Raw genomic sequence first — 26,750 nt, 5'->3', positions numbered from 1 at the left:
TTCAACGCAAGCGAATGATGTGCGCGATGGACCAAGAGTACCTCGCGACCGTGCTAGGAAGCCTTTCGTGACGCGGATGTTCATGCGTTTTCCGTGGCGATCACCACGTTTTGCGCGAGAAAACACACCTTCATGGTAATTAGGCGACTCGCTGCTACGCTTATAGCAAATAGCAGTGCAGAGGATTTTGCCATGACAATCAGCCGTAAGATTAAAGCCATGGCGCTTGCCCTTTTGTTGGGGTCATTTCTTACCATTTACCTGGTTATGGAGTGGGTAGCGAAGCCCGTTTTGCAAGAGCAGGCAGAGGCGGGCGCTCGGCAAACCGTCACAAACATTGAAGGGCGTATTTCCACGGCATTGAATGAAGGGGCCGTGTTGACCGATACACTTGCGGCACTATCGGAAACATTGCCGTTAGATCGCGCGCAGTTTATTGAACGTCTTGAGCCCGTGGTCGATCACTACGGTAACACCGCGATTGCGGGCGGTGGTGTCTGGCCTGAACCTGGTAAGTTAACACCGGAAAAAACACGTGATTCTCTATTTTGGGCGCGTAATGCACAAGGCTCGCTGGATCTATTAGATGATTACAATGATCCCGCTGGCAGTGGTTATCACAACGAAAGCTGGTATCAAGCGGGTCGAGGCTTACCGGCAGGGCAATGCGCGTGGTCTGCCGCTTATGAGGATGCGATTTCTGGCACGCCCATGGTCACTTGTACGGTCGCAATTCGCCGAGATGGCCAGTTTTGGGGCGTTGCAACAATCGATTTGATGCTCTCCGGTCTGTCAAACTTATTAACTGACCAAAATGAGGCAACCGGAGGCTATGCCTTTGTGCTCGATCAAACCGATCGCATTCTCTCGTTTCCAGATGTGCGTTCTTCAAGCCTTAGTATGCAAAGCCTGAGCGACGCAAGTAGACAGTATCCTCGTTTATCCCCGCTTGTCTCGGCCTTGGACGCTGAGGAGCCGGTTTATCTGCCGGAAGGCGTGGTAGGCGATAGCCGGTCGCTCCTCGTGCAGGTTCCTCTGTCGGAACAGGGTTGGACAGTGGGCATGTTGTTGCCTGAGGCAACGGCCTTGGCGGCGCTTAATCGAGTAAGTTCTGGCCTGTATATAACACTGTTACCGCTGGTGATTGTCTTCGCGTTGGTCGTGGTATGGCTCGGCCAGAGGCTCATTCGCAGTATCAAAGAGACGACTCAGCAGGTTAGCAGCCTATCGAAAGGTGAGAAAGGCGGTAAGTTAGAGATTGTTCGTGCTGATGAGATGGGCGAGCTACGGCGCGCTGTCAACGATTATGGCGCCCATCTTGAAAAAATTCTCGAAGACGTAGCGAGAGAAGCGATTGGCGTTAAAAGCAGTGCAAACGACTTACAGGCACTGAGCCAAGATTTGAGCGACCGAACGTCGGCGCAGACGAATGAGAATATCACGCTCGCCTCATCGATCAACCAAATGTCCGCAAGTGCCACCGAGGTGTCGAGCAATACTGCCACTGCCGCAGATACTGCCGAGGATGCATCGCACGTGGTGGCAAAAGGGCAGCAAGCCGTCGATGAGAACAGTGACGCGATTGCCAAGCTTGCTACCACACTGAAAGAAGCCTCCTCTGTGATTGATAAACTGGCCTCAGATTCACAGCAGGTGGGAACGGTCCTTGAGGTCATCAAAAAGATTTCCGAGCAAACCAACTTACTGGCACTGAATGCGGCTATCGAGGCGGCGCGCGCGGGAGAGCAAGGACGTGGGTTTGCAGTGGTTGCCGATGAGGTGCGCTCATTAGCCGCCAAAACTCAGGAATCAGCGGAAGAAATTGATGGCATGATTCAGCAGCTTCATTCGGCGGCTAGCCAGGGCGTGGACGTGATTGAATCGAGTTATCAGTTGTCTCAATCTTCGGTTGAGCGAGCGAGTGTGGTGCGTGAGCACTTTGAAGAGATTGTCACAGCATTTGATAACATCAAAGAGCGCACCGTCAGCATTGCCACGGCATCGGAGCAGCAAGCGCATGTAACAGAAGAGATCAGTCAACTGGCGGATCGAATCAGGACGTTGTCGGAGCAGAACGCTGAAGGGGCATCTGAACTCAAAGTAATGAGTGCTGATTCACTCGAACGGGCTGACCGTCTAACCCAAATTAGTCAATGGTAGCGTTCGTTTACCTTGTATTGCTATTCTTGAAAGGGCTGATAAGTCGAAACGAATGCATTCCTTGTCAGCCTTATCAGGTGTTTGTTAAGGGGCAGTCGTGAACCAAATCAATCCAGCCAAGTTACGCAATAGCAAGTGGACGGCGATCAAACCCATACATCGCGAGAAGCACTTTTTGGTCTCCGACGTTGAGTATGATGAAGACGGTGTGGTGATTTCCTGCGTGCTCGAGTCGGTGATGTCGAAAAAAGAATATCCGATTGACTGGCGTGAGCTCAAAAGTGACGAGAAGTGGCGTCAAGGGTGGAAGTGATAATGCAAGGGAGGAGGTTATCCTCCCTTTTTTGATCCTTTTTTAAATGTCGCGCGTGCCGCTTGCTATCGTGCGTGTAACACAACACTACCTCGAGTCGGATGACGCGGGTCGTTAGTCGTATCGCATCGTCCAACTGACGATCTTGCCGTCCTCGACAATGAACAGAAAATCCGCTGGGCTTCGGTAATTGTCATTGTTGACGTAAGTGCCGGTGACGATGGCTTGTTTGTCATCTACCATGAGTGTCGGGTTGGTTACTCGTCCATGCACATCGATGATATCGGATTCGAGCCATGCCCTGAACTTGTCGCCGGTTTTCTTGCGCGCGTACCAACGCTCGTACTCCTGGGTCGCGTTCTCGGCAAACAATGATCGGATATGTTCTGCATCGTTGGCTTCCATCGCGCTGACCAATTCGGAGATAACCTGCTCGGGCGTTCGGCTTGCGCTAGCGTATGCGGAAGATGTTCCCAGCAGAGTAACGCTCATCAGCGCTAAGGCGACAAAAAATCGGTTCATGGCATGACTCCTTATTTTATTAACGGGTCGTGTATCCGCCGTTGGCGAAAATAGTTTGTCCAGATAGCCACCAGCCATCGGTCGCAAGGAATTTTACGATTGGTACGATATCCTCGATCTTGGTGAGATCGTTACCCAGTGCCTGTGACTTATGAAACGCCACTCGCTCAGGCGTTTCTTGACCGTAGAAAAACGGCGTATCCATTGGACCTGGGCCGATATTGTTCACCGAAATGCCGCGCGACGAAAACTCCTTGGCGGCTGCGCGGGTGAAATGTTCCACCGGAGCCTTACCGCCAGCATAGGTTGAATAACCGTCGGTAAACGCGGCGAGCAATGACGTCACAATAGTGATCAGCTTACCGTTATCATTGAGGTGTAAGCCAGCTTCTTTCATGAATAGAAAGGCTGATTTGGCGTTGATCGCCATCATGTCGTCTAGCTCTTCTTCCGTTGTCTCAATGATGGGCTTGCGCAGTACCTTACCCACCGTATTGATGGCCACATCGATACCACCAAAGTGATCCTTCGCCTGTTCGAACAGGGCGGTCACGTTAGCGCCTTTAGTCAGATCTCCCTGTATCGAGATAGCTTCACCCCCCGCCTCTTTGATGGCCTTTACTGTTGCGTCTGCGTCGCTTTCCGTCGCGGCACTGTGATAGTGGACCACGATCTTCGATCCCATCGCAGCGAACTCGCGGCTGATAAGACCACCAAGGTTCTTGGCGCCACCGGCGACCAATGTGACTTTACCGTTCAAATCAATCTTAGACATAACCTATCTCCCGAGTGAGTGAGTAACGTCAGCCAGTTAATTAGCGTGACATCTACAGGCTAGCTAGTTGACGGCAATGCTGGAAGAGTGTAAATAAGCAATCATTAATTGCGAAATTAACAATAAATGGCGATATAGCGATGGATAATGTAGAACGTCTGTTTCTCAGGGTGGTAGAGACTGGTAGTTTCAAACGCGCCGCTGAACAACTCAACCAAGAGCCGTCTTCAATCAGTCGTAAGATCGCGGCACTTGAAGATCGCCTCAAGGTCAAGCTGCTCAGGCGCTCAACTCAACGCACGACGCCAACCGAGCTGGGTCAACGTTACTATGAGCGCATGCGTCATATCGTCGATGAACAAACTGAGTTAGAGGAAGAAATACGGAGTGGCGTCAATCGATTAAGTGGCACCCTGCGGATCGCTGCTCCGGTGGATTTTGGGACGCGATTTGTGGTGCCGGTGGCAAGGCAGATGCAACAGCAGAGCGACGATCTCAACATTGAGCTCTTACTCGGCAGTCAGTTCGATAACCTCCAGGAGAGGAGCATTGACGTGGCTGTGCGTATCGGTAATCTGCCTGATTCAAGTCTCGTGGCGAGAAAGTTGGGTGATGTACCCAGGGTACTGGTTGCAAGTCCCGACTACCTTAAGGTACATGGTGAGCCACAGACAATTGACGATCTGGAACAGCACAATTTCGTGCAGTACTCTCCTGAGGCACGTCGCAGTGACATCAAGTTTGCAGATGGTCAGTACTTCCCACATACAAAGATACATAGCAATATTACCGTCAACAGCGTAGAAGCGATCCGTGAATTAGTGCTGGCCAACGTTGGCATCCATCTAGGGCCTGAGTGGATATTTAAGAACGACCTGAGTCGCGGACGTGTCGTCAGACTCCTGCCCGACAACGGCTTAAACAGTTTCCCTGCCCATGCTGTTTACTTGGCGCGATCCTACTTACCGTTCAAAACCAGAGAGTTTACTCGTCTGCTAGCGGATTCACTGTGAATAGGCCTTGATTGTTGAGTATGATGAAGACGGTGTGGTGATTTCCTGCGTGCTCGAGTCAGTGCTGTCGAAAAAAGAATATCCGATAGACTGGCGTGAGCTCAAAAGTGACGAGAAGTGGCGTCAAGTGTAGAAGTGATGATAAAGGGAGGAGGCTATCCTCCCTTTTTTGAGCTGTTCTGAACGTCACGCGTGGCGCGTGTTATTTCAAATGAAAGATTTGCTCTGTTTCTAGCGATGTCATCGCGCGTATTTGACGCCAAATGTAGTAAAAGATGCCGAACATCATCAGCATGCTAGGGATAGCAATCATCGGGTAGCTGTATAGCGTCATTTTGCCTAGCTCTTCATTAAACGCGGGCGTGCCGGCGGGGCTGGTCACAATCCACGTGGCAAGGAAATAGTTCATCGCCGATGAGAATACAAAGGTGCTGGCGAACAGATAGTTTGACCACATCAAACAACGCTCAAAGGCGGCGGATTGTCCATGCTCTTTTAAACGCTGCTTGATCAACGAGAGGTTAAGCACAGTGTCATTCAGAATTAACTTCTGCATCAGTGGGTAGCGGGTAAAGGTTGACCCTAACACCGCCAAGCCGATAAGGCCGGGGATCAACGCCTCTTTTAAGGCTAACCAACGGGTATCGAGCTCGAGTAGGCCAATCCCACCTGTTAGTAATACGCTGATAAAACCCAGTGCTGCGATAAAATTGAATTTCTGGTTACGGACCAGATCCATCCCGCCGTAAGCGAGAGGAAAGGCCAAAGCGACGACCAGTGCCGTGGCTGTACCTAGGTATTCATCGCCGCTCAACTTCATCAGGATGATCGAGGGGATGAAAACGTTGAACAGGATTTCAAACAGGGGACTCGGCTTTTTCGCGGTGGTATTGCTCATAATCTGTGACTAACTCTACGTGATATCGGTTGTCATTATACTCTGCCAAGCAGTGTTCATCGACCCGCGATCGATGTAAAGCGCAAAAGCGCATCGTTGTGTAACTATGTGTGAAACCCAAGGAAGCAATGCCAGTGAGCGGTTAAAGGTAACCCCCTCTTCAGGGCCACTGGGCAATGCTTCTTTGCGGGAGCCCTGTCTTTATCCTCACATCCCTATCTACTCACCTAACACTGGCGTTTTTCAACGCATACCAATCCATCTGTTTTGGCAAAGGCGTGTCGTTGTGATCGCGTGTCAGCGCTAAAAAAGTCGCATCCACGGCGCTAAAGTAACGGCTGGTCATCGTCCACTGGCCGCCGGCGATAAAGAACTCCAATGAGCTGGTATCGGCGAGAACTTGTAGCGGTAACTCTTCTAACTGCTCAGGCAAGTGAATACTGCGGCGGGTATCGCCCTCCGTGGCAAGACTTGCGCTTCTATCCAGTATTAGGGTGCGGCTGTCGCCGTTAATGGTGAGCGCACAACCGGATGGTTTGCCGGAGGAGGCAGGCGTGATCATGCCGCTGCGGCTGTGAAAATATAACGTGTAGTGGCCGCTGGCTGGAATGGGCAGCGTGGTGTTGAGCTCAAACTGCTTGGTGCCTAAATCCACGGTGGTTGAGTGGCACTCAGGGTTAATCACCAAAAGTTGCTGAGGGCCTCGTAAGCTTTGTAGCGCGGTAGCAGGGCGTTGATACATTTGCCCATTTTCCCAATGTAACTCGCGCGGACACGTCAACTGATGCAACCAGCCCGCACTTAAACTGGGTTGTTCAACTTCGTCTGGCAGGCCCATCCAAGCGATAAGCATGCGCTTATTGTCAGGGGTCTGCGCCGTCTGCGGGGCGTAAAAATCAAACCCATGATCCAGCACTTGCCAGTTATCAAGCCTGATGCCGTCCGCTTCTAGCGTGGCTGTGGCGTAACCATTGTGGTGAGGAACATGATGATCGGGCGTTGGTGAAGGGCTGCCTTGTGGGCAGAGAATACAAACCCATTGCTCGTTTAATTGGAACAGATCCGGGCACTCCCACATATAACCATGTTCGCCTAAGCTATCACCGCTTAGTCCGTCATAGTGCCACGTAAGGCCATCGGTGGAGGAGTATTGCGCCAGGCGGCCTATTTTATCTTCACGTTGCGCGCCCAACAGCATCCGATAGTGTTGGCCGTCATGGATGACTTTGGGATCGCGAATATGCTCGGTCACGCCTGCTGGTGGGGCATCAATCACCGGGCCGAGCTTTTCAAAATGAATGCCATCGCTTGACCGCGCCACACATTGGGTCGTTTGGCGCAAACGCTCGGGGCCAATGCGGGTATTGCCGGTGTAATACAGCCAAAGGGCGTCGTTCATCACCATGGCGTGGCCTGAAAATACTCCATGGCTGTCATACCAATCACTGGGGGTGAGACCGAGCGGCGCAGTATGCCATTGCACCCCATCAGGGCTGATTAAATGCACCCAGAATTTATCTTTGTGCTCACAGGCAAAGGGATACCACTGATAAAAAAGGTGATAGTGACCTTGAAAGTAAATAAAACCATTGGGGTCATTCAGCAGCCCTTGGGGAGGGTTGATATGCCATCCGGGGCGATGGAAATCTGTCTTCTGGCTGGGTGAATAGAAGGGCGCGGCTTGTTCACGCAGGTTGTGATCGATCACGCGTCCCAGTGCAGCGAGCACACCTTCATCGATTGGCTGATCAAGCGTGATTTGGCGCAGCGACACGTCAACCGCATGGATGGGTAAGGCGTCTTGATTGACACGCTCAAGCGCGCTTAGCTCAATGATCACCTTCTCTTGATGACGCAATACGCGGCGTACATTGTCGGTGCCACCACATGTGTCTACCAAACCTGTTAGGGTTATTTCCATCTATCCGTACCAGTTTTATTTTCGGGAACGTTCCAAAAATAGCGAATAAGACGGTGTTGGCGCAAGTAAAATTTCTCTGTATTGGCTTAACGATCGCGATGTTAAGGGCAGGTAGCGCGGCTAATATAGTTAAAGCCCATCACCAATTTGGATACATGGCTTTGTCCGGTTTCCAGCAACTCGAGCAGCATTTTGGCACCACTTTCTCCTGCGGCATCAAAGGCATAGTTAAACGTGGATAAGCTTGGCGACACCACTTGGGCAAGCTCATCATCGCCCACGCCAATCAATTTCACGGTGCGTCCAGGGGTGATCCCTTGTGCTTGCAAGGCTTGGATAGCGCCAATAGCGATGCGGTCGGTGGCACAAAAGACGCCATCAAGATCAGGGTATTGCGCTAGCATGGCGGTCATGGCGACATGGCCTGATTGAATCGAGAACTGGCCTTGGTAATGGAACAAGGGTACCGTTTGGGTCAACGTGGTCAATGCGCTCTCAAAGCCTTGATAACGCTGCTGATCAACCGCAATATCTTCCGCTTGTACCCCCAGAAAGCCCACCTGTTGGCAACCGGCTTTAATAAGCTGCTCGCCAGCACAAAAACCGACTCGGTAATCATCATGGATCACGCTGGGGATGTTATAGGGTGAGCCGTCTTGGCCAATCACCACCACTGGTGCACTCGAGCGTTTGATTGCCTGCACCACGGTAGGGTTGAGTGTAGAAGCAAACAGCAAAATCCCCTCGACCCGTTTTTGATTGAACAAATCAAGGTAATGACAAATACGATGATCATCTTGTCGAGTGTTGGCCAGTAGTACTTGTTTCCCTTTTTGATCAAACACATGGCTAAGACCATCGACACTGGCTGACATCGCATGTGAGGAAACACGCGGCACAATCACCCCGATGAGGTTGGTTTTATTGGATTTCAAATCCTTAGCGATTTGATTGACCACATAGCCGCATTGCTCAATGGCGCGATTAACTTTCTCAATCGTCGCGGGTTTTACGCCATACTCTTGGTTAATCACGCGCGACACAGTGGATTTGGAAACACCCGCTAAACGGGCGACATCATTCAAGCTAGCCATGGGTTCTCCTTTACTGGAAGCGCTATGATCGTTCCATTTGCAGATCGTTTGCAAACATAGCGCCCTGAAAGCCCCTTATTTAGTGACATTTGTCACGTTTAAGATGAGGGTTAGGTTCTGGTTTGCTGATCGATCTCACAGCTATTATCCCTCATACTTGATGCTTGACAGGATTCAGCACATCATTTTCGGGATCGTTCCCGAAAATGTGGAGCGTGTGACGCCACACGAAAATAAAAGTGACGGTGGCAAAGACGGTGAGAGCGTGCAGGGGAAGTAGCCATGAACTACCAAAAAATAGCACAACAACTACTCGATAAACTGGGTGGAAAAGAAAACATCGCGGCGGCGGCACACTGTGCCACGCGGCTAAGACTCGCACTCCATGATGATAACTTGGCGGATTTAAGCGCGATTGAATCGATTGAAGGCGTGAAAGGCCAATTTCAAGTCAGCGGTCAGTTACAGATCATTTTTGGCTCGGGCATTGTCAATAATGTTTATGCCGAATTCAGCAAGTTAACGGGCCAGTCAGACATGTCGTCGAAAGACGTGGCGGCGGCTGGCGCTGAAAAGCAAAATTGGCTACAACGCGCGGTGAAAGGGCTATCAGATATTTTTGTTCCCATTATTCCAGCCATTGTCGCCGGTGGTCTGCTGATGGGGATTTTCAATATCCTCACTGCACCAGGCTTGATTGTTGATAGCAAGTCCTTGATTGAGGCCTACCCACAAATGGGCGACTTGGCCAATATGATCAATACCTTCGCCAATGCGCCGTTTGTGTTCTTACCGGTACTGCTGGCGTTTTCAGCCAGTAAAAAATTTGGCGCTAACCCCTTTTTGGGCGCGGCACTGGGGATGTTAATGGTGCACCCTGATCTGCTTAACGGCTGGGGCTTTGGCGGTGCCGCGGTATCTGGTGATATTCCGGTGTGGGAAATCTTTGGTTTTGAGATCGAAAAAGTCGGTTATCAAGGCTCAGTACTGCCTGTGCTGGTTGCGACCTATATTTTGGCGCAAGTCGAGCAAGGGTTACGTCGTATTATTCCTTCGGTGCTGGATAACTTGCTGACCCCGTTGCTGGCCATTTTTATTACCGGCCTGATCACCTTTACCTTGGTGGGTCCATTTACCCGTGATCTCGGCTTTTTACTCGGCGATGGTCTTAACTGGGTCTATGAATCAGCAGGAATGATTGGCGGTGCGTTGTTCGGGTTTGTGTATGCGCCGTTTGTGATCACCGGGATGCACCACAGCTTTATCGCGATTGAAACCCAACTGTTGGCAGACATTGCGGTCACCGGCGGTACCTTTATCTTCCCAATTGCCGCGATGTCGAATGTGGCACAAGGCGCTGCTTGTTTGGCGTTTGGGCTGAAAACCGCGGATGTGAAAGCGAAAGGGATTGCGATGCCGGCGGGTGTCACGGCTCTGCTTGGCATCACTGAACCGGCGATGTTTGGTATTAACCTAAAATATCGTTATCCGTTTATCGGGGCGCTGGTAGGGGCAACCTGCGCGGGCGCGTTTGTCACCTTCTTTAAAGTGAAAGCGCAAGCGTTGGGTGCCGCGGGGCTGCCAGGGATCATTTCTATCCGTCCTGACGGCGTGGTGCCTTATATCATTGGTATGGCGATTGCCTTTGTTGTGGCGTTTTCTGTGACCTATGTACTGGGTGCGCGTAAAAAATACGCACAAGCTGCAGCGGCCTAATCGAGCGTGAAACGAGGAGCAAGTGTGATGAATAAGGTATGGGTCACCGGTGATGCGGTGGTGGATTTGATCCCAGATGGTGAACACCACTACCTAAAATGTCCGGGTGGTGCACCCGCCAATGTGGCGGTGGCGATTGTTCGACTGGATGGCGAAACCGGCTTTATTGGCCGAGTGGGCAGCGATCCGCTGGGGCGCTTTATGCAAAATACCTTGGCGAGTGAAAACGTGGATACGCGATTTATGCATCGCGATGAAACGCAACGTACCTCAACGGTATTGGTCGAGCTGGATGAGCATGGCGAGCGCAGCTTCACCTTTATGGTCAAACCCAGTGCCGATCAGTTTGTGCAGCCTTACGACTTCCCACTGTTCGCAAAAGGGCAGTGGTTGCATGCTTGCTCCATTGCGTTAGCTAACGAACCCTCGCGATCGGCCACGCTCGGTGCCATGCAAGCGTGCCGTGATAATGGTGGCTTTGTCAGTTTTGATCCCAATTTGCGTGAGGATCTGTGGCAAAGCGAGGCGCAAATGCTAGAAACCGTGTGGCAAGCCTTGCCGTTGGCGGATGTGGTCAAAGTGTCTGATGATGAGCTTGCCTTACTGACTAAGCCGTTAGTGACAGGCTCTGAGCCCAGCGAGAGCCGGTCTATCAAATCCGCGCTTGAAGTGCTCGTCTCGCACGTACCGAGTGTGTCCTTGTGGGTGGTCACGCTAGGCAGTGACGGTGCACAAGTTGCGTTCAACCGAGCGCTTTGGCAGGTGGCGACAACACCTGCCAAGGTCGTGGATACCACGGGTGCTGGTGATGCGTTTATGGGCGGCTTATTGGCAGCCCTTGCCAAGTTGCCCGACTGGCAGTCGCCAGAGGCGGTAACGGAAGCTGTGCGTCAAGGCAACCGCTGTGGCGCACTGGCTACCACGGCAAAAGGTGCTATGACCGCGTTGCCCACGGCGTTGCAGTTGGCTGGACAATGATATACCCATTTACCTGCCATCGTCATGAAGACGACGAGACACGTTCGGGGGCCGTCAGTGGAATCGTCACAATGAAGCGACTGCCCTGCTGCGGTTTGCTTTTTACCTGAATACGGCCACCGAGCACACTCGTGATGAGGTTGAAGGTAATATGTAAGCCAAGGCCAGATCCGCCCTGACCGAGGTGGGTGGTATAGAAGGGATCAAAAATGTGTTTTTGCACGTCTGGCGTCATGCCTACGCCGTTATCTTGGACGATAATATGTACCTGATCGTGTGAATCCTGACTCGCATGGATTTGAATATGGCCTTGATCTTGCGTGGTAAATGCATGCACTAACGCATTGTTAATTAAGTTGATCAGCGTTTGGGTGAGGGCGCCTGGATAGCTATTGAGCTCAATTGCCTCAGGAATATCTACATCAAGGTGGTGAGGTGTTTGCTGAAGTGTCGGACGCAAAGACAGAAGCACTTCGTTGATAAGATGATGGAGGTCAAACTCGCGCTGGTGGTCGTTGGTTTGATCCACGGCCAGTTGTTTGAATGCACGGATTAATTCGGAGGCACGTGACATGTTACGTTCAACAATCCGTGTCCCATCTTCAACATGGGTGAGAAATTGGTCTAAATCGTCACGTGTGATCGGCTTTTCGAGTTGTTGGACAAAATCTTGCTTCATCGACAAGATGGAGGTTGAAGACATCAGTGCGTTGCCGATGGGGGTATTCAGCTCGTGTGCGATGCCTGCGACCAGGGAGCCGAGTGAGGACAGTTTTTCATTCTGAACCAATTCATCTTGGAGTGTTTCTAACTGCAACAGCAGTGCCTTTAGTTTATCACCATAATCGTTGACGGCATGGCGTAATTCCCCGACTTCATTCAGGTTCCCCACGTCGAGTGCTTGGGTGGTTTCACCATCGATCAACTCTCGGATCTGATGGGTGGTTTGTCGAATTTTATCTAGTAAATTGCGGGCGGTGATCGTCGCGATGACACCGACAATGAGCAGCAAGCCACCAATCGCTATCATTAAAAACAACCCCATGTTGTCAGCGGCGGCGGTCATTTTGCTTTTAGGGACGGCGAGGCCAATCACCCAGTCGGCTTCAGGGTAGCGAATCAAATGAACATACGCGGCTTCGTTGAGGATGCCGTCATTTTCTACCGTGATTAGCTTGCTGGTGCTGAGTGTTTGGGTTGCCTTGAACGCCGATTGCAACCAAGGCAATTGCACTTGCAGTTCGTCTCGCGTCCATAGTGTGTTCCTGTAGGGTTGAAAGGTGACGGCTGATTGGGGAAAACTGATCGCTTTGCTGTCTGCGTCGAAGGCGAAGACATAGCCACCGTTTTCTTTGCCATACTGGGACAAAATATCTGAGATGCCGGCGAGCCTCATATCGACGGTGGCGACACCCACAAAGCGCTTATCATCTTTCATTGGCACGGTGCAGGTGATCATCGGCTCTTTGGTAAAAGGGTCAATATAGGCGTTGGACCAACTGCAATGATCGGCGGGGGTTGTTTTGCCCGCTACGTACCAACTTTCATTGTGATACCCCTTCCCGTCTGGATGGTTGTAATCGTCGTAGTACTCCATGGTCGCGCCTGCTCGGCCCCAGAAAAAACTGCGCCGCGCCACCCCTTGTGTAAATGTGCCGGGCTCGGGCCAGATACCACCGCCGGCAATCGCTGGATCGCCATGATTATTGAGGATCTCGGGAAAGGTGGTGCGGAACAGAACTTCATCTTTGGGGAGTGTGGTCCCCGCTAACGCCATGGTGCTGGTTAACAGTTCAATTTGGCCGAGTTTGGCGTCGAGTAAATCGAGCAGGGCGTGTTGGTTGATGCTGATCCGCTCTTGTCGCTGCTCAATAAGCTCGGGTTTTACCTTCCATTCCACCACCGCAAAAATCGTCAGTAATGCCATAATCAGAACAAACGCAAAACCGAGGTTGATCTGATGACGAATCATGGGTGCGACTTTGGCCATTTTGAATACATCCTCTTTCTTAGCTGAAACAGGTGTGGAGCGGTTGTGTCCTGCGGTCAGCCTTGCCAAATTTCGATGAAGCTAGTCAATCATCCCCATTAGTGTAGTTGGTACTGAGTGTTTCTTCTGCATCAAGAAGGGGAGTGGAACTGAAAAGCAAACGTCACTCATAAAAACCCCCTTAGCGATCCATCGCTAAGGGGGAGGCAGGGTTTTCGGGATTGCGAAATAAAGCGTGTGGGCTTTATTTAATATTGACGACCATCTTGCCGAAGTTGCGGCCTTCAAGTACATCAATCAGTGCTTGGGGCGCTTGCTCAAAGCCATTCACCGCGTGTTCACGGTAATGGATTTGACCTTCACCGACCCATTTGGCCATATCGTGAGCGAACTCAGGATAACGGTGCGCGTAGTCGTCAAAGATAATGAAACCTTTCACGGTTAGGCGCTTAACCAAGATGGTGCCCATCAACTGCGAAAGGCGGTCTGGGCCCTCTGGCAGGGCGGTATTGTTGTACTGAGATACCAAGCCACACACGGGAATACGTGCCCCTGTGTTAAGCAGTGGCATCACTGCATCAAATACCTTGCCGCCGACGTTTTCAAAGTACACATCAATGCCTTGCGGGCAGGCTTCGGCAAGCTGCTCGGCAAAGTTATCGGCTTTGTGATCGATACACGCGTCAACACTGAGGTGTTCACGAGCGTATTGGCATTTGTCTTCACCACCGGCAATCGCTACCACGCGGCAGCCTTTCAGCTTACCGATTTGTGCGACGGTCGCGCCAACGGGGCCGGTTGCGGCTGCGACCACCAGGGTATCGCCTTCTTTGGGTTGGCCGATATCTAATAAGCCCATGTAGGCGGTGAAGCCGGGCATGCCCAAGATCCCAAGCGCGTATGAGACTGGGGCTAAATCTGGGTTAAGTTTAAGCAGGGTATCGCCATCGACGACAGAATGGGTTTCCCAACCTTTGTAAGCGAGTACCCAATCGCCGGTTTGGTAATCGGCGTGGTTAGATTCCAGCACTTTACCCACGGTGGCGCCGACCATTAGGCCATCAATGGCTACGGGTTCAGCGTATGATTTGGCATCACTCATTCGGCCGCGCATGTAAGGGTCAATCGATAGGTGATGATTTTCAATCAGTACATCTTGGTTGCCCAGAGCGGGAATGGCGGCTTCTTCTAAGCGAAAGTTCTCGGCAGTGGGCGCGCCAACCGGGCGCGATGCGAGAACAAAACGTTGATTGGTTAATGCTGACATTAGTTCCTCCCTTGATGTTGGGAAAAGAGGCGGCTGATTCAGCGCGCCTCAAAATAGCAATGAAATAAACCGGCGATTACAGCGCGGCTTGCAGCACGCGACGGCAAACGTCCGGGGTAACATCGCCATGTTCACCGAGTTGGGTCATGCCGTGTTGAGCCAGGCTTTCAATCAAGGGCTCAATCGCGGTTTCATCCAGATCGTAATCGCTCATGCGCGTTTTCACGTTCATGCGCTCGAAAAAGTCGCGTGTTTTCTCGATTGCTAATTTGGCTTTCTCGGCGTCGCTGCCTTGGTCAATATGCCAAACACGCTCAGCAAATTGTGCGAGCTTGGCCTGTTTTTGCTCAAACTTCTCATTGAGCATTGCAGGCAGTACCACGGCAAGGGTTTGGGCGTGGTCTAAACCATGCAGGGCTGTCAGTTCGTGACCAAGCATATGGGTTGACCAATCTTGCGGTACACCCACGCCAATCAAGCCGTTAAGCGCCAAGGTGGCGGTCCACATCAGACTGGCACGCACATTGTAATCTTCTGGTGTTTCCAGCGCTTGTGGGCCCAGCTCAACCAAGGTTTGTAGTAGGCCTTCGGCAAAGCGGTCTTGTACCGGTGCATTGGCTGGATAGGTGAGGTATTGCTCAACCACGTGAACAAACGCATCCACCGCACCGTTACCCACTTGGCGAATCGGCAGGGTGTAGGTTTTCACCGGATCCAACACTGAGAACTGCGGGAAGACCAACTCGCTCATAAACGGCAGTTTCGCTTGCATCGATTCACGGGTCACCACCGAACCTTTGTTCATCTCAGAGCCGGTAGCAGGCAAGGTGAGCACGGCGCCAAACGGCAGCGCTGCTTCTACTTTGCCACCCATGCTGGTGAGAATGTCCCATGCGTCGCCGTCATATTTCGCCGCCGCGGCCACGAATTTGGTGCCATCGATCACTGAGCCACCGCCCACGGCGAGGAGGTAGTCATAACCTTCAGCGCCGACTTTCTCGACCGCCTTCATCAAGGTCTCATAGCGCGGGTTGGGTTCAATGCCACCAAATAGGCCAAATTGACGTTGCCCTAGCGCTTGTTCGACTTCATCCAAAGTGCCTGTTTTTCTTGCACTTTGGCCGCCGAAAAGAATCAACACTTTTGCATCGGCCGGGATGAGCCGATCCAGCTCGGCAATCTTACCTTCGCCAAAAACGATACGTGTGGGATTGTAGAACTCAAAGTTGTTCATTGCTCATCCTTCCTTTTATTGTGCTTGATAGTATCAAGCGTTTATTTAAATTAGACCGGTCGTCTAGCTGGTGCCGGTTAAAAACCCGCCAAAGCGGGTTTTTAAGTAGATGGTGGCTGTCGCTAACAATGAGGCCGTCGCGAGTGCCACGCATCGGGTATTAACTTGTTGTTGAAGCGATGCTTGGTACAGCAAAGCGCCGTTAATCGATCAGCCCGAGCTTTTCTTCGGTGATGGTCATCGCTTGCGCGAGATGACTGTCGTTACGATGCAGCTTGGTTAGTAAGCTGGCACCCAGCCACAACTGATACAAGGTCGTAGCGGTGGTCAGTGCGGTTTTATCGTCAAAGACATCACGCGCTTGTGCCAGTGTATCAGCCAAGCGGCCAATTAATTGGTCGGTGCCATCGCGTAGCGCCAACCGCATTGGCTCGGATAAATCGGCCACTTCTGCACTCAGCTTCACTACTAAGCAAGTTTGCACCGGATCTAGGCTGCAGTATTGTGCTTGCCAACGGCTAAAGTAGTTGTGGACCCGCACAATGGGTGAGACTGCCTTATCGGTCAGCAGGCGATTTACATCGGCAATGTAGCAAGCAAAATAGTGATCCAACACTGCTTGGCCGAATTGCTCTTTCGACGCGAAATAATGGTAGAAGGAGCCCTTGGGCACGCCAGCTTGTTTTAGTATTGCACTAAGGCCGACGCCACTAAAGCCAAATTGCGCCATCACGCTCACGCCCGTTTCCAACAAATGTTGGTGGGTCGCATTGTGGCTGCTGTTTTCTTGGGTGCTGCTCGATTTCATGTGGGGCAGCATAATTAAAATTAGACCGGTCGTCTAGTGGTGCGGGAAATTTTTATTTTGGCGCGGTTCGCTGGCATAAATTGGGCCGGTATGCTGTGCGCAATCCCAGTTGATGTCAGATTTATTACGTTGTTCACAATTTGAACGGCACGCAGTGGCATAGTGGCAACCGTGTGCTTTACTGAAAGAGTCAGCCGAGCTGACACACAATTTGGTAGATGATTAGCGCGCAGTGACGCGCCTTAATGAGTTAAGACCCCGTTAATGTCAGGCGCCCATGACGACACCTTGTTAGCCGCCAGCCAGGCCATTAACACAAGACCATGCGGTAAGGACGCTCAACGTAGTGAGCACACGGGGCAACGTAAAAAGCGTTTCATTGACCAACAACCAACAAGGAATGCATCTCGAAGCCGCTCAGCAGAGCGGCTTTCTCTTTTTTGGGCCTAGCGCCTGACGCATTGCATATGCACGTAATACCCTAAGCCGAGTGTTTTCTCGCCCTGTGGCTGACTGTGTATCCACGTCCCCCTGTTATGTGCTTAACGGCTCGTGCATTGTCTTTTTGAATCACGAACTTGCCAATTCTCTGCCTAACGGTGATCGAATTTGCTTTCCGATTCGAAATAATATAAGAATGTGACGTAGCGCCGCATTCGGCGCTTGGCATTAATATCGTTCATTAATCTGGTAGAGAGGTGTTCGATGAACAACAAAAGCAGACGTTTGTGGTATTACTACAAAACGAAGTCCAATAAGACCCGCCAAGTTAAAACGGCTGGGTCAGCATAATCAAGCGTGAGTCAGGCAACCATCGGGTTGCCTTTTGTCGTTCTAAGCGATTGAAAAAATCACTAAGCTATTGTGCATTGTCGAATTTTTCATCTAATCTTATCAGTAAAGCTTTCACAAGCGCATTGACCCAAACAGGGGCGCGGGAGGGACGATGAATGTACTATCTTTCCAGCATGTCAATGAATTGATTAATGAAACGATCACGCTCATTGATGGAACGGATACGGAATATGCAATGACGCTGGCGCGTGTCGACACTCATCCTGGCCACGGTGATGAGGTGGGCGGGCAGGCGGTAGAAAACTTCAGCCTGGTATTGAAAGGGCCCGAAGACACCCGCTTTCCGCAAGGCAATTACCTGCTTACCCATCCAGCGCTTGGCGAGCAAATCCTACATATGCTTCCCGCGGGCGATGCCACCTATACCATCAACATCAACACGCAAGCCTAATCGTTCTATGGTCGCTCGCGGTTGCCCATTGGGCCTCGTGGTAGTTAGCGACCAACACTGATTAAATAACCGCCAGTCAATAAGTTACTTTTCCCTTTTCGTAGATTAGTCATGGAAATTGAGTAGAATAAGGCCGCTAAGCTAGCAGTAGGGAGGTCATATGTTTGCCTGGCTGAGTGGCTTATTTGAAAAAGAACAGCTGCAATCGTTTGTTTGGGTAAGAGACATTATGGCGAGCAACCCTAAAGGGAGCTACGCCAAGTATAAAAATTATTACGATCGCCACGTGAATCGCATTCTTAAGGGTTATCACAAAGACTTTCTCCGCTTTGAGAAATTCGCCGCCCGTAATTACAAATACAGCGACCAATCGATTTTTATGGCGATTAAAGTTGCCAACTATGCCTATCAACTTGGTCAGATGAAAGTGGCCGCTTGCATTACCGCGGCAGTGATTTCGGCGTGTAATCGCGCAAAAAAAGGCGAGTCACAGGTTCATCCTAAATTGTATCGCGCTACCGTGGTGTTGCATAAAAAAGTGCTCGAAACGGGTAAGACGAATAAGACAGAGAAATCGAAAGCGCCAGCGTGACAAAACAGTGTTGGGTAAGTTTTGTCCATTTAACAAAAATGTCATATTCCTATTCAGCCCCCGCCACGGCTGAATAGGTGATGCTTGTCACGTTTTTTCCTTCTTTGACTGTAACAATTTGTTCTGGTCATTCATTCGCCACACTGATAGAGTCCCGTCCCTCACACACCTTGTGAGCGAACTAATGCTTAAATCTACACAAAATAATGACCGTCTCGTTGCCGTATTTACCATCGGCTTTGTTGCTGTCTTCCTTGCCTTTGCCCTGTTTGACCTGAAACACTTCTCATCTGTTATCCAGTCTCTGTTTGCTGAGTCTGCCAATCTTTTTGGTTACTGGTGGCAGTGGTTAATGGTGATCAATTTCGTACTGGCGCTCGCGATTGGCGGCAGTAAATTTGGTAAATTGAAACTCGGCGCCACGGATACTGTCTCGATGAGTCGTTTCCGTTGGGTTGCGATGATCATGTGCACCCTACTTGCGGGTGGTGGTGTATTCTGGTCAGCCGCGGAACCTATCTATCACTTCATGACCCCGCCGCCGGCGTTGGGTGACATGGAAGCGGGTGTAATGGATACCGTCGCCCCCGCACTGAGCCAAAGCTTTTTCCACTGGGGCTTTTTAGCCTGGGCCGTGTTAGGCACCTTGGCAACCATCGTGCTGATGTATGCCCACCACCAAGCGGGTGTGCGCATGCGCCCTCGTGCGTTGTTGTATCCGCTACTTGGGGACAAGCTGGAAAATCACTGGTTAGGCTCTGTGATTGATGCTTGCTCTATCATTGCTGTGGCTGCCGGTACCATTGGCCCAATCGGCTTTCTGGCGACCCAGCTTGGCTACAGCCTAGAAAGCTTTGCCGGTATCGAAAACACCATGCCAATGCAGATGCTGATTCTGGCTGCCGTCGTGGCGATTTACTCTATCTCTGCATTTACCGGGATGGATAAGGGCCTACAATGGCTGAGCCGCATGAATGTGATTGGCGCTGCCGTATTGTTGGGCGTGGTGATTGTGCTGGGGCCAACTGGCTTTATCTTTGAGCAGTTTGGCTCAGGCTTTAGCTACTACCTGAACAACATGCACACGCTAGCACTGAATACCGATAACGGCAGCTGGAATGCATGGTGGACCTGGTTTTTCTGGGGTTGGTTTATTGGTTTTGCACCCATGATGGCGATCTTTATCGCTCGTATCTCGAAAGGCCGCTCGATTCGTGAATTGATCTTCGCCGTTGCGATTTGTGCACCGATTGCGACTAACTTCTGGTTCTCAGTACTGGGTGGTACGGGTATCTTTTATGAGTTGCAATCGCCTGGCAGCATCTCTGGTCCAATGGCGGATGCGGGCTTGCCGGCGATCTTGATTGCGTCCTTGTCACAGCTGCCTTACAGCGTGGTTCTGATCCCAGCCTTTATGCTGCTGACCACTACCTTCGTGGCGACCACGGGTGACTCGATGGCATACTCGATTGCGATGGCCGTATCAGGTGACAACCAGCCAACTCGCCGTCATCGTCTATTCTGGGCGATTGTGATGGGTGTGGTTGCCGGTGTACTTCTGCTTGCCGGCGATGGTGGCTTGAATGCGCTTCAGTCGTTTATCGTGATCACCGCCGTGCCTGTGTCTTTCTTGATTGCCTTTACCTTCATTACCGGCCCGATTGCGGTGATGCGGATGCAACAAGAAAAAGAAGCCAACTTGGCAGTACAGCCGGCGACTGCCAGCTAGTAAGACCTGAGCTTGTTAATGAGAAAAGCGCCGCGTTGTCGGCGCTTTTTTTTGCTTATTGGATAGGAGTCATCACGCTATTTGGGTTGCCATTGTCCGCTGGTGACCAGCTTATCCATCACCTTATCGACAGCGACTTGCGCTTTGGCGACAATTTCATCCACCTCATTAGGGGTGACCACCAAGGGTGGGGCGAAACCAAGAATATCGCCATGTGGCATGGCACGCGCGATCAGACCTTGCTCCATACACGCGGCGGCGACCTGTGGCCCCACTTTCAGGCTGGGGTCAAAATGGCTGCGGTTGGCACGATCGGGTGAAAACTCAAGCGCATGGAGCAAACCGACACCACGGCTGTCACCAATCAACGGGTGATCCGCAAACGCGGCTTTCATTTTCATTTGCAGATATTCACCCGTGGTCGCGGCGTTCTGAGTCAGATTCTCGCGCTCGATGATATCAAGGTTACACAGTGCAGCTGCCGCGCCCAGTGGGTGGCCAGAGTAGGTGTATCCATGACCAATCGCCCCCCACGCATCGGTACCATCTTCCAAAACATCCCACACTCGGTGACCGATTATCACCCCGGAGAGCGGTTGATAGGCAGAGGTTAACCCTTTGGCAACGGTAATCAGATCAGGCTTCATATCGTAGTAAATCGAGCCAAAATCACTCCCGATACGACCAAAACCACATACCACTTCGTCGGCGATCAACAAGACATCGTATTTATCCAGCACTTTGCGAATCGCCGCCCAGTAGCCCTCGGGGGGCGGTACGATGCCACCCGTGCCGAGTACCGGTTCGGCAATCATCGCCGCGACGGTATCCGGGCCTTCAGCAAGGATCATTTTCTCCAGTTCATCGGCACAATGTTGTGCGAATTCAGGCTCGGTCATGCCGGTGTCTTCACGACGATAATAGTAGGGAGCCATGGTGTGTTTGATGCGCTCAATGGGCAGATCAAAATGCGCATGGAACAGTGGTAACCCCGTGAGTGACCCGGATGCCACGCTGGAGCCGTGATAACCCCGATCTCGTGAGATGATTTTCTTCTTCTCAGGTTTGCCACGCGCATTGTTGTAGTACCAAACAATCTTGAGCTGTGACTCATTGGCATCACTGCCTGACATGCCGTAATAGACTTTGCTCATGCCGGGGGCCATGTTGATCAGGCGCTCCGACAGCGTCACCAGCGCTTCGTTGGTGTGGCCCACATAGGTGTGGTAATACGCGAGCTTTTTCGCTTGATCGTAGATGGCATCGGCCATTTCTTCGCGGCCATAGCCGATATTGACGCAGTAGAGCCCGGCGAAGCCGTCAATCAGCTCAATGCCCTCTGAATCGGTAATGCGAATGCCTTTCCCGGTCTCAATCACTCGCCCTGGCATCTCGCCATGCGCATACTGCTTTAAGTGCGTTGAGGCGTGGAATACGGTGTTTCTGTCTTTTTCCAACAAGGCTTTTGTTTCTGGACGCATGATCAGTCTCCTTATCCGTCAGCAAACCTGAATTAGCTGCCGCTCACCGTGGGCAAGCCACCTAAACAGTAGTATTTGATTTCACTAAATTCGTCGATGCCATAGCGGCTTCCTTCACGGCCTAAGCCCGACTGTTTGACGCCACCAAAGGGAATCGGGTGGCCGGTCATTTTCACTGAGTTGACACTGACCATGCCGACTTCAAGGCCGCGCAGACAGCGCCAAATATCACGAATATCATTGCCGTAGACATAGGCTGAGAGCCCATACTCGGTATCGTTGCCCATCGCAATGGCCTCATCCAGATTGTCGTAGGCAATCACGCCCGCTACTGGGCAAAAATTTTCTTCTTGGTACACCAACATATCCGGCGTCACCTTGGTGATAAGCGTAGGCGCAAAGAAGTTTTCACCGAGGTTGGGGTTGAGCTTTCCGCCCATCACGGTCGCCCCTTTGGCAATGGCGTCATCGACGATTGCTTGCGCTTTGTCCACTGCCCGTGCGGAAATGAGAGGGCCAATATCGGTACTGGGCAGCAAACCATTGCCCACTTCAAGCTCATCCATCAACGCGGCGAAGGAATCGACAAAGGCTTGATGTTTGTCGCGTGGCACCAAAATTTTGTTGGCGGCCAAGCAATCTTGCCCCGATGTTTGGAACTTGGCATCGATGGCCGCGCGCGCCGCTTGTTGAATATCCATATCAGGCAGCACAATGAAGGGCGCATTGCCGCCAAGCTCCATGGCACACTTTTTCACGGTTTGCGCACTTTGCTCGAGCAATAACCGACCGACACGTGTTGAGCCGGTAAAGCTTAGCGCTTTAACGTTGTCACTTTGACAAAGCTGGGTGGAGACCATGGGGGCGTCGCCCATCACCACGTTAAATACACCGGCAGAGATCCCAGCACGTTCCGCCAATTCGGCCAGGGCGAGGGCTGAGAAAGGTGTCTCTTCTGCGGGTTTGACGATCACACTACAGCCAATCGCGAGAGCCGCTGCCGCTTTACGGGTGATCATCGCATTAGGGAAATTCCATGGGGTGATCAAGGCGGCCACGCCAATAGGTTCACGTAATGTCGCTAGGTGCGCATTGGGAATGTGGCTAGGCATGGTGTCGCCATACACGCGTTTGGCTTCTTCGGCAAACCAGTGAATAAACGACGCGCCGTACTCGACTTCACCCTCGGCGTCGCGCAGTGTTTTGCCTTGCTCGAGCACCATCAGATGCGCGAGATCGTGTTGATTTTCCATGATGAGGTCGTGCCATTTCATCAACAGCTTGGCGCGCGTTTCGGCCGACTCAGCGCGCCACAAATGGAAAGCGGTTTCGGCGTCATCAATGGTTTGATTGATTTGCGTGGCGTTGAGTGATGCGGTGTAACCAAGCACTTCGCCCGTCGCGGGGTTGAGCACCGGCGTATCAGAGTCACCATTCACCCATTTGCCATTGCAATAGGCGAGCTGGCGAAACAGACGCTGATCGTCGAGGTAGGCAAGCACGTCGGAACTGGCTTTGCCGGCGATATCATGACGCAATGCATTGGCTGCGCTTCCCGAGTAGTGAAGATCGCGTGATTGGAATACGGTCATACTCCCTCCTGATTGAAAATCGCCACGCTGCCTATCAGCGTTTGCCTACTGTTACTGTATGCAATGCACGAAAAAGAGGTTTTTTGTTCAGGTGCGGGATTAACGAAATTTTTTCTGAAACCGCGCAATAGCAGGAGAAAATTTTCTGGTCACAAGAGAAACGGGCATTTGCCGTGATAATGTGACAGGTATTGCTCAGAGGTTAACAACGCATGCGCGAGCGTCATTGAGCATGCGTAAGCAAGGATAAGTCTGGTTTAACCATTAGCAGCAATGTCTGGCGTTTCAAGCGGTAAGGTGAGAGAGGGGCGCTTCACTTGCTTGGTGACGATGTAGGTGTAGTACTGTTTGATGCCAAGGTCATCAGTTAGCCAGCTGTCGATAAGGCGCTGATAATAGTCGATATCAGTGACACCAAGGCGAACGATATAGTCTATCCCACCGCCTGTCGCCCAACATTCTTTGACATCGTCGCAGGCTTGCATGGCGCGCTCAAAGCGTTGAAAGCTGTCGACATCGTGCTGGCCGAGAGTGATTTCGACTAACACGGTATTTAACTTCACCACCGCATCCGGGTTGATACGGGCGCCATAGCCCTCGATGATCCCCGCTTGCTCGAGCCGTTTTACCCGCTCCCAACAAGGGCTCACAGACAGGTTGATCGCCTGTGCGAGGTTAGATTTGGTGATGCGGCCATCTTGCTGCAGGATCTGCAAGATTTTGATATCGAATTTATCCAGCTTCATGGCCCCTCCGTTAAACAGGCTCGGCAATCACCGCAAAGGTATCGCCGATGTAAATCCGTCCCAAGTGACGTTTGGCCAGTAAAATACCGTCGCGTTCGGCATAGTAGGGAACGGGCTCGGTGCCAGTGCGCTCGATGTTATGTACTTTACCAATCAAATCGCCTTTTTTGATGGTCTCGCCCAAGTGCACACAGAACTCAATAATACCCGCGTGTTCACTTTGTACATAGCAGTGTTTATCGGGTAACTCGAGTTTGACGGGCGCGACCGAGGGGTGGCGATAATCGTCTTGTAGAATGCCCGAAAACACTAAAAAGTTGTGAATACCACGTTGGGTAATCGCGATCGATTCAGGGGTGCTGGTGCCGCCGCCGCCAAGCTCTGTGGTGACAAAAATCTTACCTTGTTGCTCTACCGCCGTGTCGTACATGCTGGTGGCATCCATTTCAGTGGTTTGTACTTGATAGGGGGCACCAAACAGGCGAGCCCCTTCGGCACAGGCGTCGGCTTGCTGAAGGTTCTCTAAGCGGTGGGACGCCGCATAGGGAATCAGATCTAAGGTTTTACCGCCTGAGTGAATGTCTAAAGCCGTATCGCACTGCGGGATCAAATACCGAGTGAAGTAATCGGCAATTTGCTCGGTGACGCTGCCAGTGGGCGAGCCGGGAAACGCGCGGTTCATGTTTCCTTGATCCCAAGGCGAGGTACGCGTGCCTGCGGTTACTGCGGGCGCGTTCATCATCGGCAATATAATCACTCGGCCTTTGATATCACTGGGCATCAGTTGGTGGCAGGTATTGAGTAATGCAGTAATGCCCTCGTATTCATCCCCATGGTTGCCACCTGTGAGTAGAGCCGTTTTACCCTCGCCGTTTTTAATCACAGTGATCGGAATGGTGACACAGCCCCAAGCGGATTGGTCGTGTGAATGAGGCAGTTTAAGAAAGCCATGCTGTACACCATCGGCATGAAAATCGACGGTGGCTTCAATTGCGGTGGGTTCCATAACCTCTCCTTGTGATCTGTTGTGACGCTCAATCCGGCGGAAACGGGTAAAGTTTAATCTTTAAATCATCACCTTATGAGTGTAGCTAAAAACAATAATCAGGCTGAACAGAAAAGGGCACAAGTAGGGTACTCCGTTTCTGACTCGTTGTACCAAGCTAATGTTTGACAAACAATTGGCGCGGTAGATCGCACAAAGTTTGCGCACCATCGCGGGTGATCACAATGCTTTCTGTGGTTTCGATGCCCCAGTCTTTCATCCACAACCCTGGCATAAAGTGAAAGGTCATTCCCTCACGCAACATCGTCTGATCGCTTGGGCGCAAGCTCATGGTGCGCTCGCCCCAATCGGGTGGATAGCTTAATCCTATCGGATAGCCACAGCGCGCGCCTTCTCGATCAAACCCATAGCGTAACAAGGCATCGTTGAGGGCGTTGGCAATGTCTCCGCATGTGTTGCCAGGCTTGGCGACCGCGAGACCTGCTTCGAGACCGGCCTGTAAAGCCTCATCAGCACGCAAAAATTCATAGCCCGGCTCTCCTAAGAAGATAGTGCGAGAGAGTGGGCAGTGATAGCGGCGATGCACCCCGGCGATTTCGAAAAAGGTCCCTTCTCCCCGTTTAAACGGACGATCATCCCACGTTAAGTGAGGCGCTGCCGCATCACCGCCCGAGGGTAACATCGGCACGATCGCGGCATAATCCCCAAAGTGACCATCGTGGCCGACCACCGCGTGTTTATTGATTTCGGCCACCAGTAGGTGCTTGGGTAAGCCGGGCTCGATCATCTCAAAGGCGACGCGGTGCATGTTCTCCACGATGCGGGCGGCCGTGTGCATGTAGGTGAGTTCTTGATCGGATTTGACCGCGCGACACCAGTTAACCAGCCCAGTCGTATCGACCAGCGTTGCCATCGGTAGATTTTCTTTGAGCGACTCAAAGGCGGTGGCACTGAAATAGTAGTTGTCTTTCTCAACGCCGATGCGGCCACGATCCCAATAACGTTCTGCCAGGACGTAATTGCAAAGGTACTCCATGGGGTGGAGCGGTGGATTCATCACGTAATGGTCAGGATAGTAGGTGATGCACTCAGCGCTCATGTAGACAGTACGCAGCGCACCGTTGGCGTCTTGGATACGACCGAACCACAAAGGGTCACCCGTTGCGCCAATCACTACGCACTGAGGCACATAGAAAGACCAGCCATCGTAACCGGTAAGCCACGCCATGTTGGAGGGGTCGTGCACCAACAAGGTGTCGATTTCATGTTCTTCCATGGCATAGCGAACCTTGGCTAAACGGGCGCTGTATTCTTCGTGAGAGAACTTCAATACAACGTCGCTCATACGCGTGACTCCTGTTCAATACCACGACTGTGGCGCTGATAAACGTACTACTGACCGGTAATCAAACTTGGATCAAGTATGATTACCGGTACAGAAAGGTGCCGTTTTTCGGTCTTTTTATCGAACAAACGGAGGAAGCGCGAGTGTTGCGCGGTCTTATCCAGGCGACTCTACTGTCTGGTGCGGCTGTTGCTCAGTGAGCCCGTTCGGCCTGCTCACTGGATAAGATTTTGTTTCGCCTCTATTTAAGAGTTAAACCATAGAGTGAAAACCCGTCAAGTTATATTAGCAACAAATTTGTCACTAAACTGCCAATTTGTGCAG

At 51.6% G+C, this 26,750-nt stretch carries 23 protein-coding genes; 9 read left to right on the top strand and 14 right to left on the bottom strand.

The features are described from left to right. The first annotated feature begins 192 nt into the window (after positions 1–192). On the top strand, positions 193–2,160 hold the full coding sequence (locus BGL48_RS13620) for a methyl-accepting chemotaxis protein (RefSeq protein WP_069363140.1): 1,968 nt from the start codon (positions 193–195) through the stop codon (positions 2,158–2,160). Between the two features lie 97 nt (positions 2,161–2,257). Next, positions 2,258–2,473 (top strand): TIGR02450 family Trp-rich protein, encoded by a 216-nt coding sequence (locus BGL48_RS13615; RefSeq protein ID WP_069363139.1) that lies wholly within the window; start codon positions 2,258–2,260, stop codon positions 2,471–2,473. Between the two features lie 114 nt (positions 2,474–2,587). Here BGL48_RS13615 and BGL48_RS13610 read toward each other — a convergent pair whose 3' ends face one another. Both BGL48_RS13610 and BGL48_RS13605 read right to left on the bottom strand, forming a co-directional pair. Continuing rightward, positions 2,588–2,995 (bottom strand): nuclear transport factor 2 family protein, encoded by a 408-nt coding sequence (locus BGL48_RS13610; RefSeq protein ID WP_069363138.1) that lies wholly within the window; start codon positions 2,993–2,995, stop codon positions 2,588–2,590. Between the two features lie 19 nt (positions 2,996–3,014). Continuing rightward, entirely contained in the window at positions 3,015–3,770 is a 756-nt protein-coding gene (locus BGL48_RS13605) for an SDR family oxidoreductase (protein ID WP_069363137.1), read from the bottom strand. Between the two features lie 140 nt (positions 3,771–3,910). Here BGL48_RS13605 and BGL48_RS13600 point away from each other — a divergent pair, with 140 nt between their 5' ends. Both BGL48_RS13600 and BGL48_RS16165 read left to right on the top strand, forming a co-directional pair. Then, positions 3,911–4,783: a LysR family transcriptional regulator gene (locus BGL48_RS13600; protein WP_069363136.1), complete on the top strand. Its 873-nt coding sequence runs from the start codon at positions 3,911–3,913 to the stop codon at positions 4,781–4,783. Between the two features lie 7 nt (positions 4,784–4,790). After that, the gene (locus BGL48_RS16165; RefSeq protein WP_141698099.1) at positions 4,791–4,916 is read left to right on the top strand and encodes a TIGR02450 family Trp-rich protein; all 126 of its coding nucleotides are present in this window, start codon (positions 4,791–4,793) and stop codon (positions 4,914–4,916) included. Between the two features lie 69 nt (positions 4,917–4,985). Here the strand turns inward: BGL48_RS16165 and BGL48_RS13595 are convergent, their stop codons facing one another. The 3 genes from BGL48_RS13595 to BGL48_RS13585 all read right to left on the bottom strand — a co-directional run bounded on the left by BGL48_RS13595 (position 4,986) and on the right by BGL48_RS13585 (position 8,696). Next, the gene (locus BGL48_RS13595) at positions 4,986–5,681 is read right to left on the bottom strand and encodes a VC0807 family protein (RefSeq protein WP_069363135.1); all 696 of its coding nucleotides are present in this window, start codon (positions 5,679–5,681) and stop codon (positions 4,986–4,988) included. Positions 5,682–5,904: 223 nt separating this feature from the next. Beyond that, the gene (locus tag BGL48_RS13590; RefSeq protein ID WP_069363134.1) at positions 5,905–7,602 is read right to left on the bottom strand and encodes a glycoside hydrolase family 32 protein; all 1,698 of its coding nucleotides are present in this window, start codon (positions 7,600–7,602) and stop codon (positions 5,905–5,907) included. Positions 7,603–7,703: 101 nt separating this feature from the next. Continuing rightward, complete coding sequence (locus BGL48_RS13585; protein WP_069363133.1) at positions 7,704–8,696, bottom strand: LacI family DNA-binding transcriptional regulator; 993 nt, start codon at positions 8,694–8,696, stop codon at positions 7,704–7,706. Positions 8,697–8,978: 282 nt separating this feature from the next. On the opposite strand from BGL48_RS13585, the gene BGL48_RS13575 reads away from it, so the two are divergent. Then, a complete protein-coding gene (locus tag BGL48_RS13575; protein WP_069363131.1) occupies positions 8,979–10,412 on the top strand; it encodes a sucrose-specific PTS transporter subunit IIBC in 1,434 nt (477 codons plus the stop codon). A 27-nt stretch (positions 10,413–10,439) separates the two neighbouring features. After that, positions 10,440–11,390 carry an aminoimidazole riboside kinase gene (locus BGL48_RS13570; protein ID WP_069363130.1) on the top strand — a complete coding sequence of 317 codons (951 nt, stop codon included), beginning with the start codon at positions 10,440–10,442 and terminating at the stop codon, positions 11,388–11,390. Positions 11,391–11,412: 22 nt separating this feature from the next. Here the strand turns inward: BGL48_RS13570 and BGL48_RS13565 are convergent, their stop codons facing one another. The 4 genes from BGL48_RS13565 to BGL48_RS13550 form a co-directional block, all read right to left on the bottom strand. Beyond that, on the bottom strand, positions 11,413–13,380 hold the full coding sequence (locus tag BGL48_RS13565; RefSeq protein ID WP_069363129.1) for a sensor histidine kinase: 1,968 nt from the start codon (positions 13,378–13,380) through the stop codon (positions 11,413–11,415). 244 nt (positions 13,381–13,624) lie between these two features. After that, positions 13,625–14,647 carry an NADP-dependent oxidoreductase gene (locus BGL48_RS13560; protein ID WP_069363128.1) on the bottom strand — a complete coding sequence of 341 codons (1,023 nt, stop codon included), beginning with the start codon at positions 14,645–14,647 and terminating at the stop codon, positions 13,625–13,627. Between the two features lie 76 nt (positions 14,648–14,723). After that, the gene (locus tag BGL48_RS13555; protein ID WP_069363127.1) at positions 14,724–15,881 is read right to left on the bottom strand and encodes an iron-containing alcohol dehydrogenase; all 1,158 of its coding nucleotides are present in this window, start codon (positions 15,879–15,881) and stop codon (positions 14,724–14,726) included. 202 nt (positions 15,882–16,083) lie between these two features. Continuing rightward, a complete protein-coding gene (locus tag BGL48_RS13550) occupies positions 16,084–16,689 on the bottom strand; it encodes a TetR/AcrR family transcriptional regulator (protein ID WP_077486742.1) in 606 nt (201 codons plus the stop codon). A gap of 946 nt (positions 16,690–17,635) precedes the next feature. Here BGL48_RS13550 and BGL48_RS13545 point away from each other — a divergent pair. The 3 genes from BGL48_RS13545 (at position 17,636) to BGL48_RS13535 (ending at position 20,256) form a co-directional block, all read left to right on the top strand. Beyond that, a complete protein-coding gene (locus BGL48_RS13545) occupies positions 17,636–17,935 on the top strand; it encodes a DUF6916 family protein (RefSeq protein WP_069363125.1) in 300 nt (99 codons plus the stop codon). Positions 17,936–18,095: 160 nt separating this feature from the next. Beyond that, a complete protein-coding gene (locus tag BGL48_RS13540; protein ID WP_069363124.1) occupies positions 18,096–18,527 on the top strand; it encodes a hypothetical protein in 432 nt (143 codons plus the stop codon). Positions 18,528–18,711: 184 nt separating this feature from the next. Next, a complete protein-coding gene (locus BGL48_RS13535; protein WP_069363123.1) occupies positions 18,712–20,256 on the top strand; it encodes a BCCT family transporter in 1,545 nt (514 codons plus the stop codon). A 77-nt stretch (positions 20,257–20,333) separates the two neighbouring features. Here BGL48_RS13535 and BGL48_RS13530 read toward each other — a convergent pair whose 3' ends face one another. From BGL48_RS13530 to doeA, 5 genes are all read right to left on the bottom strand, one after another. Next, positions 20,334–21,737 carry an aspartate aminotransferase family protein gene (locus BGL48_RS13530; protein WP_069363122.1) on the bottom strand — a complete coding sequence of 468 codons (1,404 nt, stop codon included), beginning with the start codon at positions 21,735–21,737 and terminating at the stop codon, positions 20,334–20,336. A gap of 32 nt (positions 21,738–21,769) precedes the next feature. After that, entirely contained in the window at positions 21,770–23,329 is a 1,560-nt protein-coding gene (locus tag BGL48_RS13525; protein ID WP_069363121.1) for an NAD-dependent succinate-semialdehyde dehydrogenase, read from the bottom strand. A gap of 257 nt (positions 23,330–23,586) precedes the next feature. Then, the gene (locus BGL48_RS13520; protein ID WP_069363120.1) at positions 23,587–24,075 is read right to left on the bottom strand and encodes an Lrp/AsnC family transcriptional regulator; all 489 of its coding nucleotides are present in this window, start codon (positions 24,073–24,075) and stop codon (positions 23,587–23,589) included. A 10-nt stretch (positions 24,076–24,085) separates the two neighbouring features. Then, positions 24,086–25,081 (bottom strand): N(2)-acetyl-L-2,4-diaminobutanoate deacetylase DoeB, encoded by a 996-nt coding sequence (doeB, locus tag BGL48_RS13515; protein ID WP_069363119.1) that lies wholly within the window; start codon positions 25,079–25,081, stop codon positions 24,086–24,088. A 157-nt stretch (positions 25,082–25,238) separates the two neighbouring features. Further along, positions 25,239–26,426 carry an ectoine hydrolase DoeA gene (doeA, locus tag BGL48_RS13510; RefSeq protein ID WP_069363118.1) on the bottom strand — a complete coding sequence of 396 codons (1,188 nt, stop codon included), beginning with the start codon at positions 26,424–26,426 and terminating at the stop codon, positions 25,239–25,241. Between the last annotated feature and the right edge of the window lie 324 nt (positions 26,427–26,750).

The organism is Salinivibrio sp. SS3 (genome assembly GCF_001722105.1).
Lineage (GTDB): Bacteria > Pseudomonadota > Gammaproteobacteria > Enterobacterales > Vibrionaceae > Salinivibrio > Salinivibrio kushneri.
Note: the sequence above shows the minus strand (reverse complement) of the source record. Positions and strands in the feature narration are given on the sequence as shown.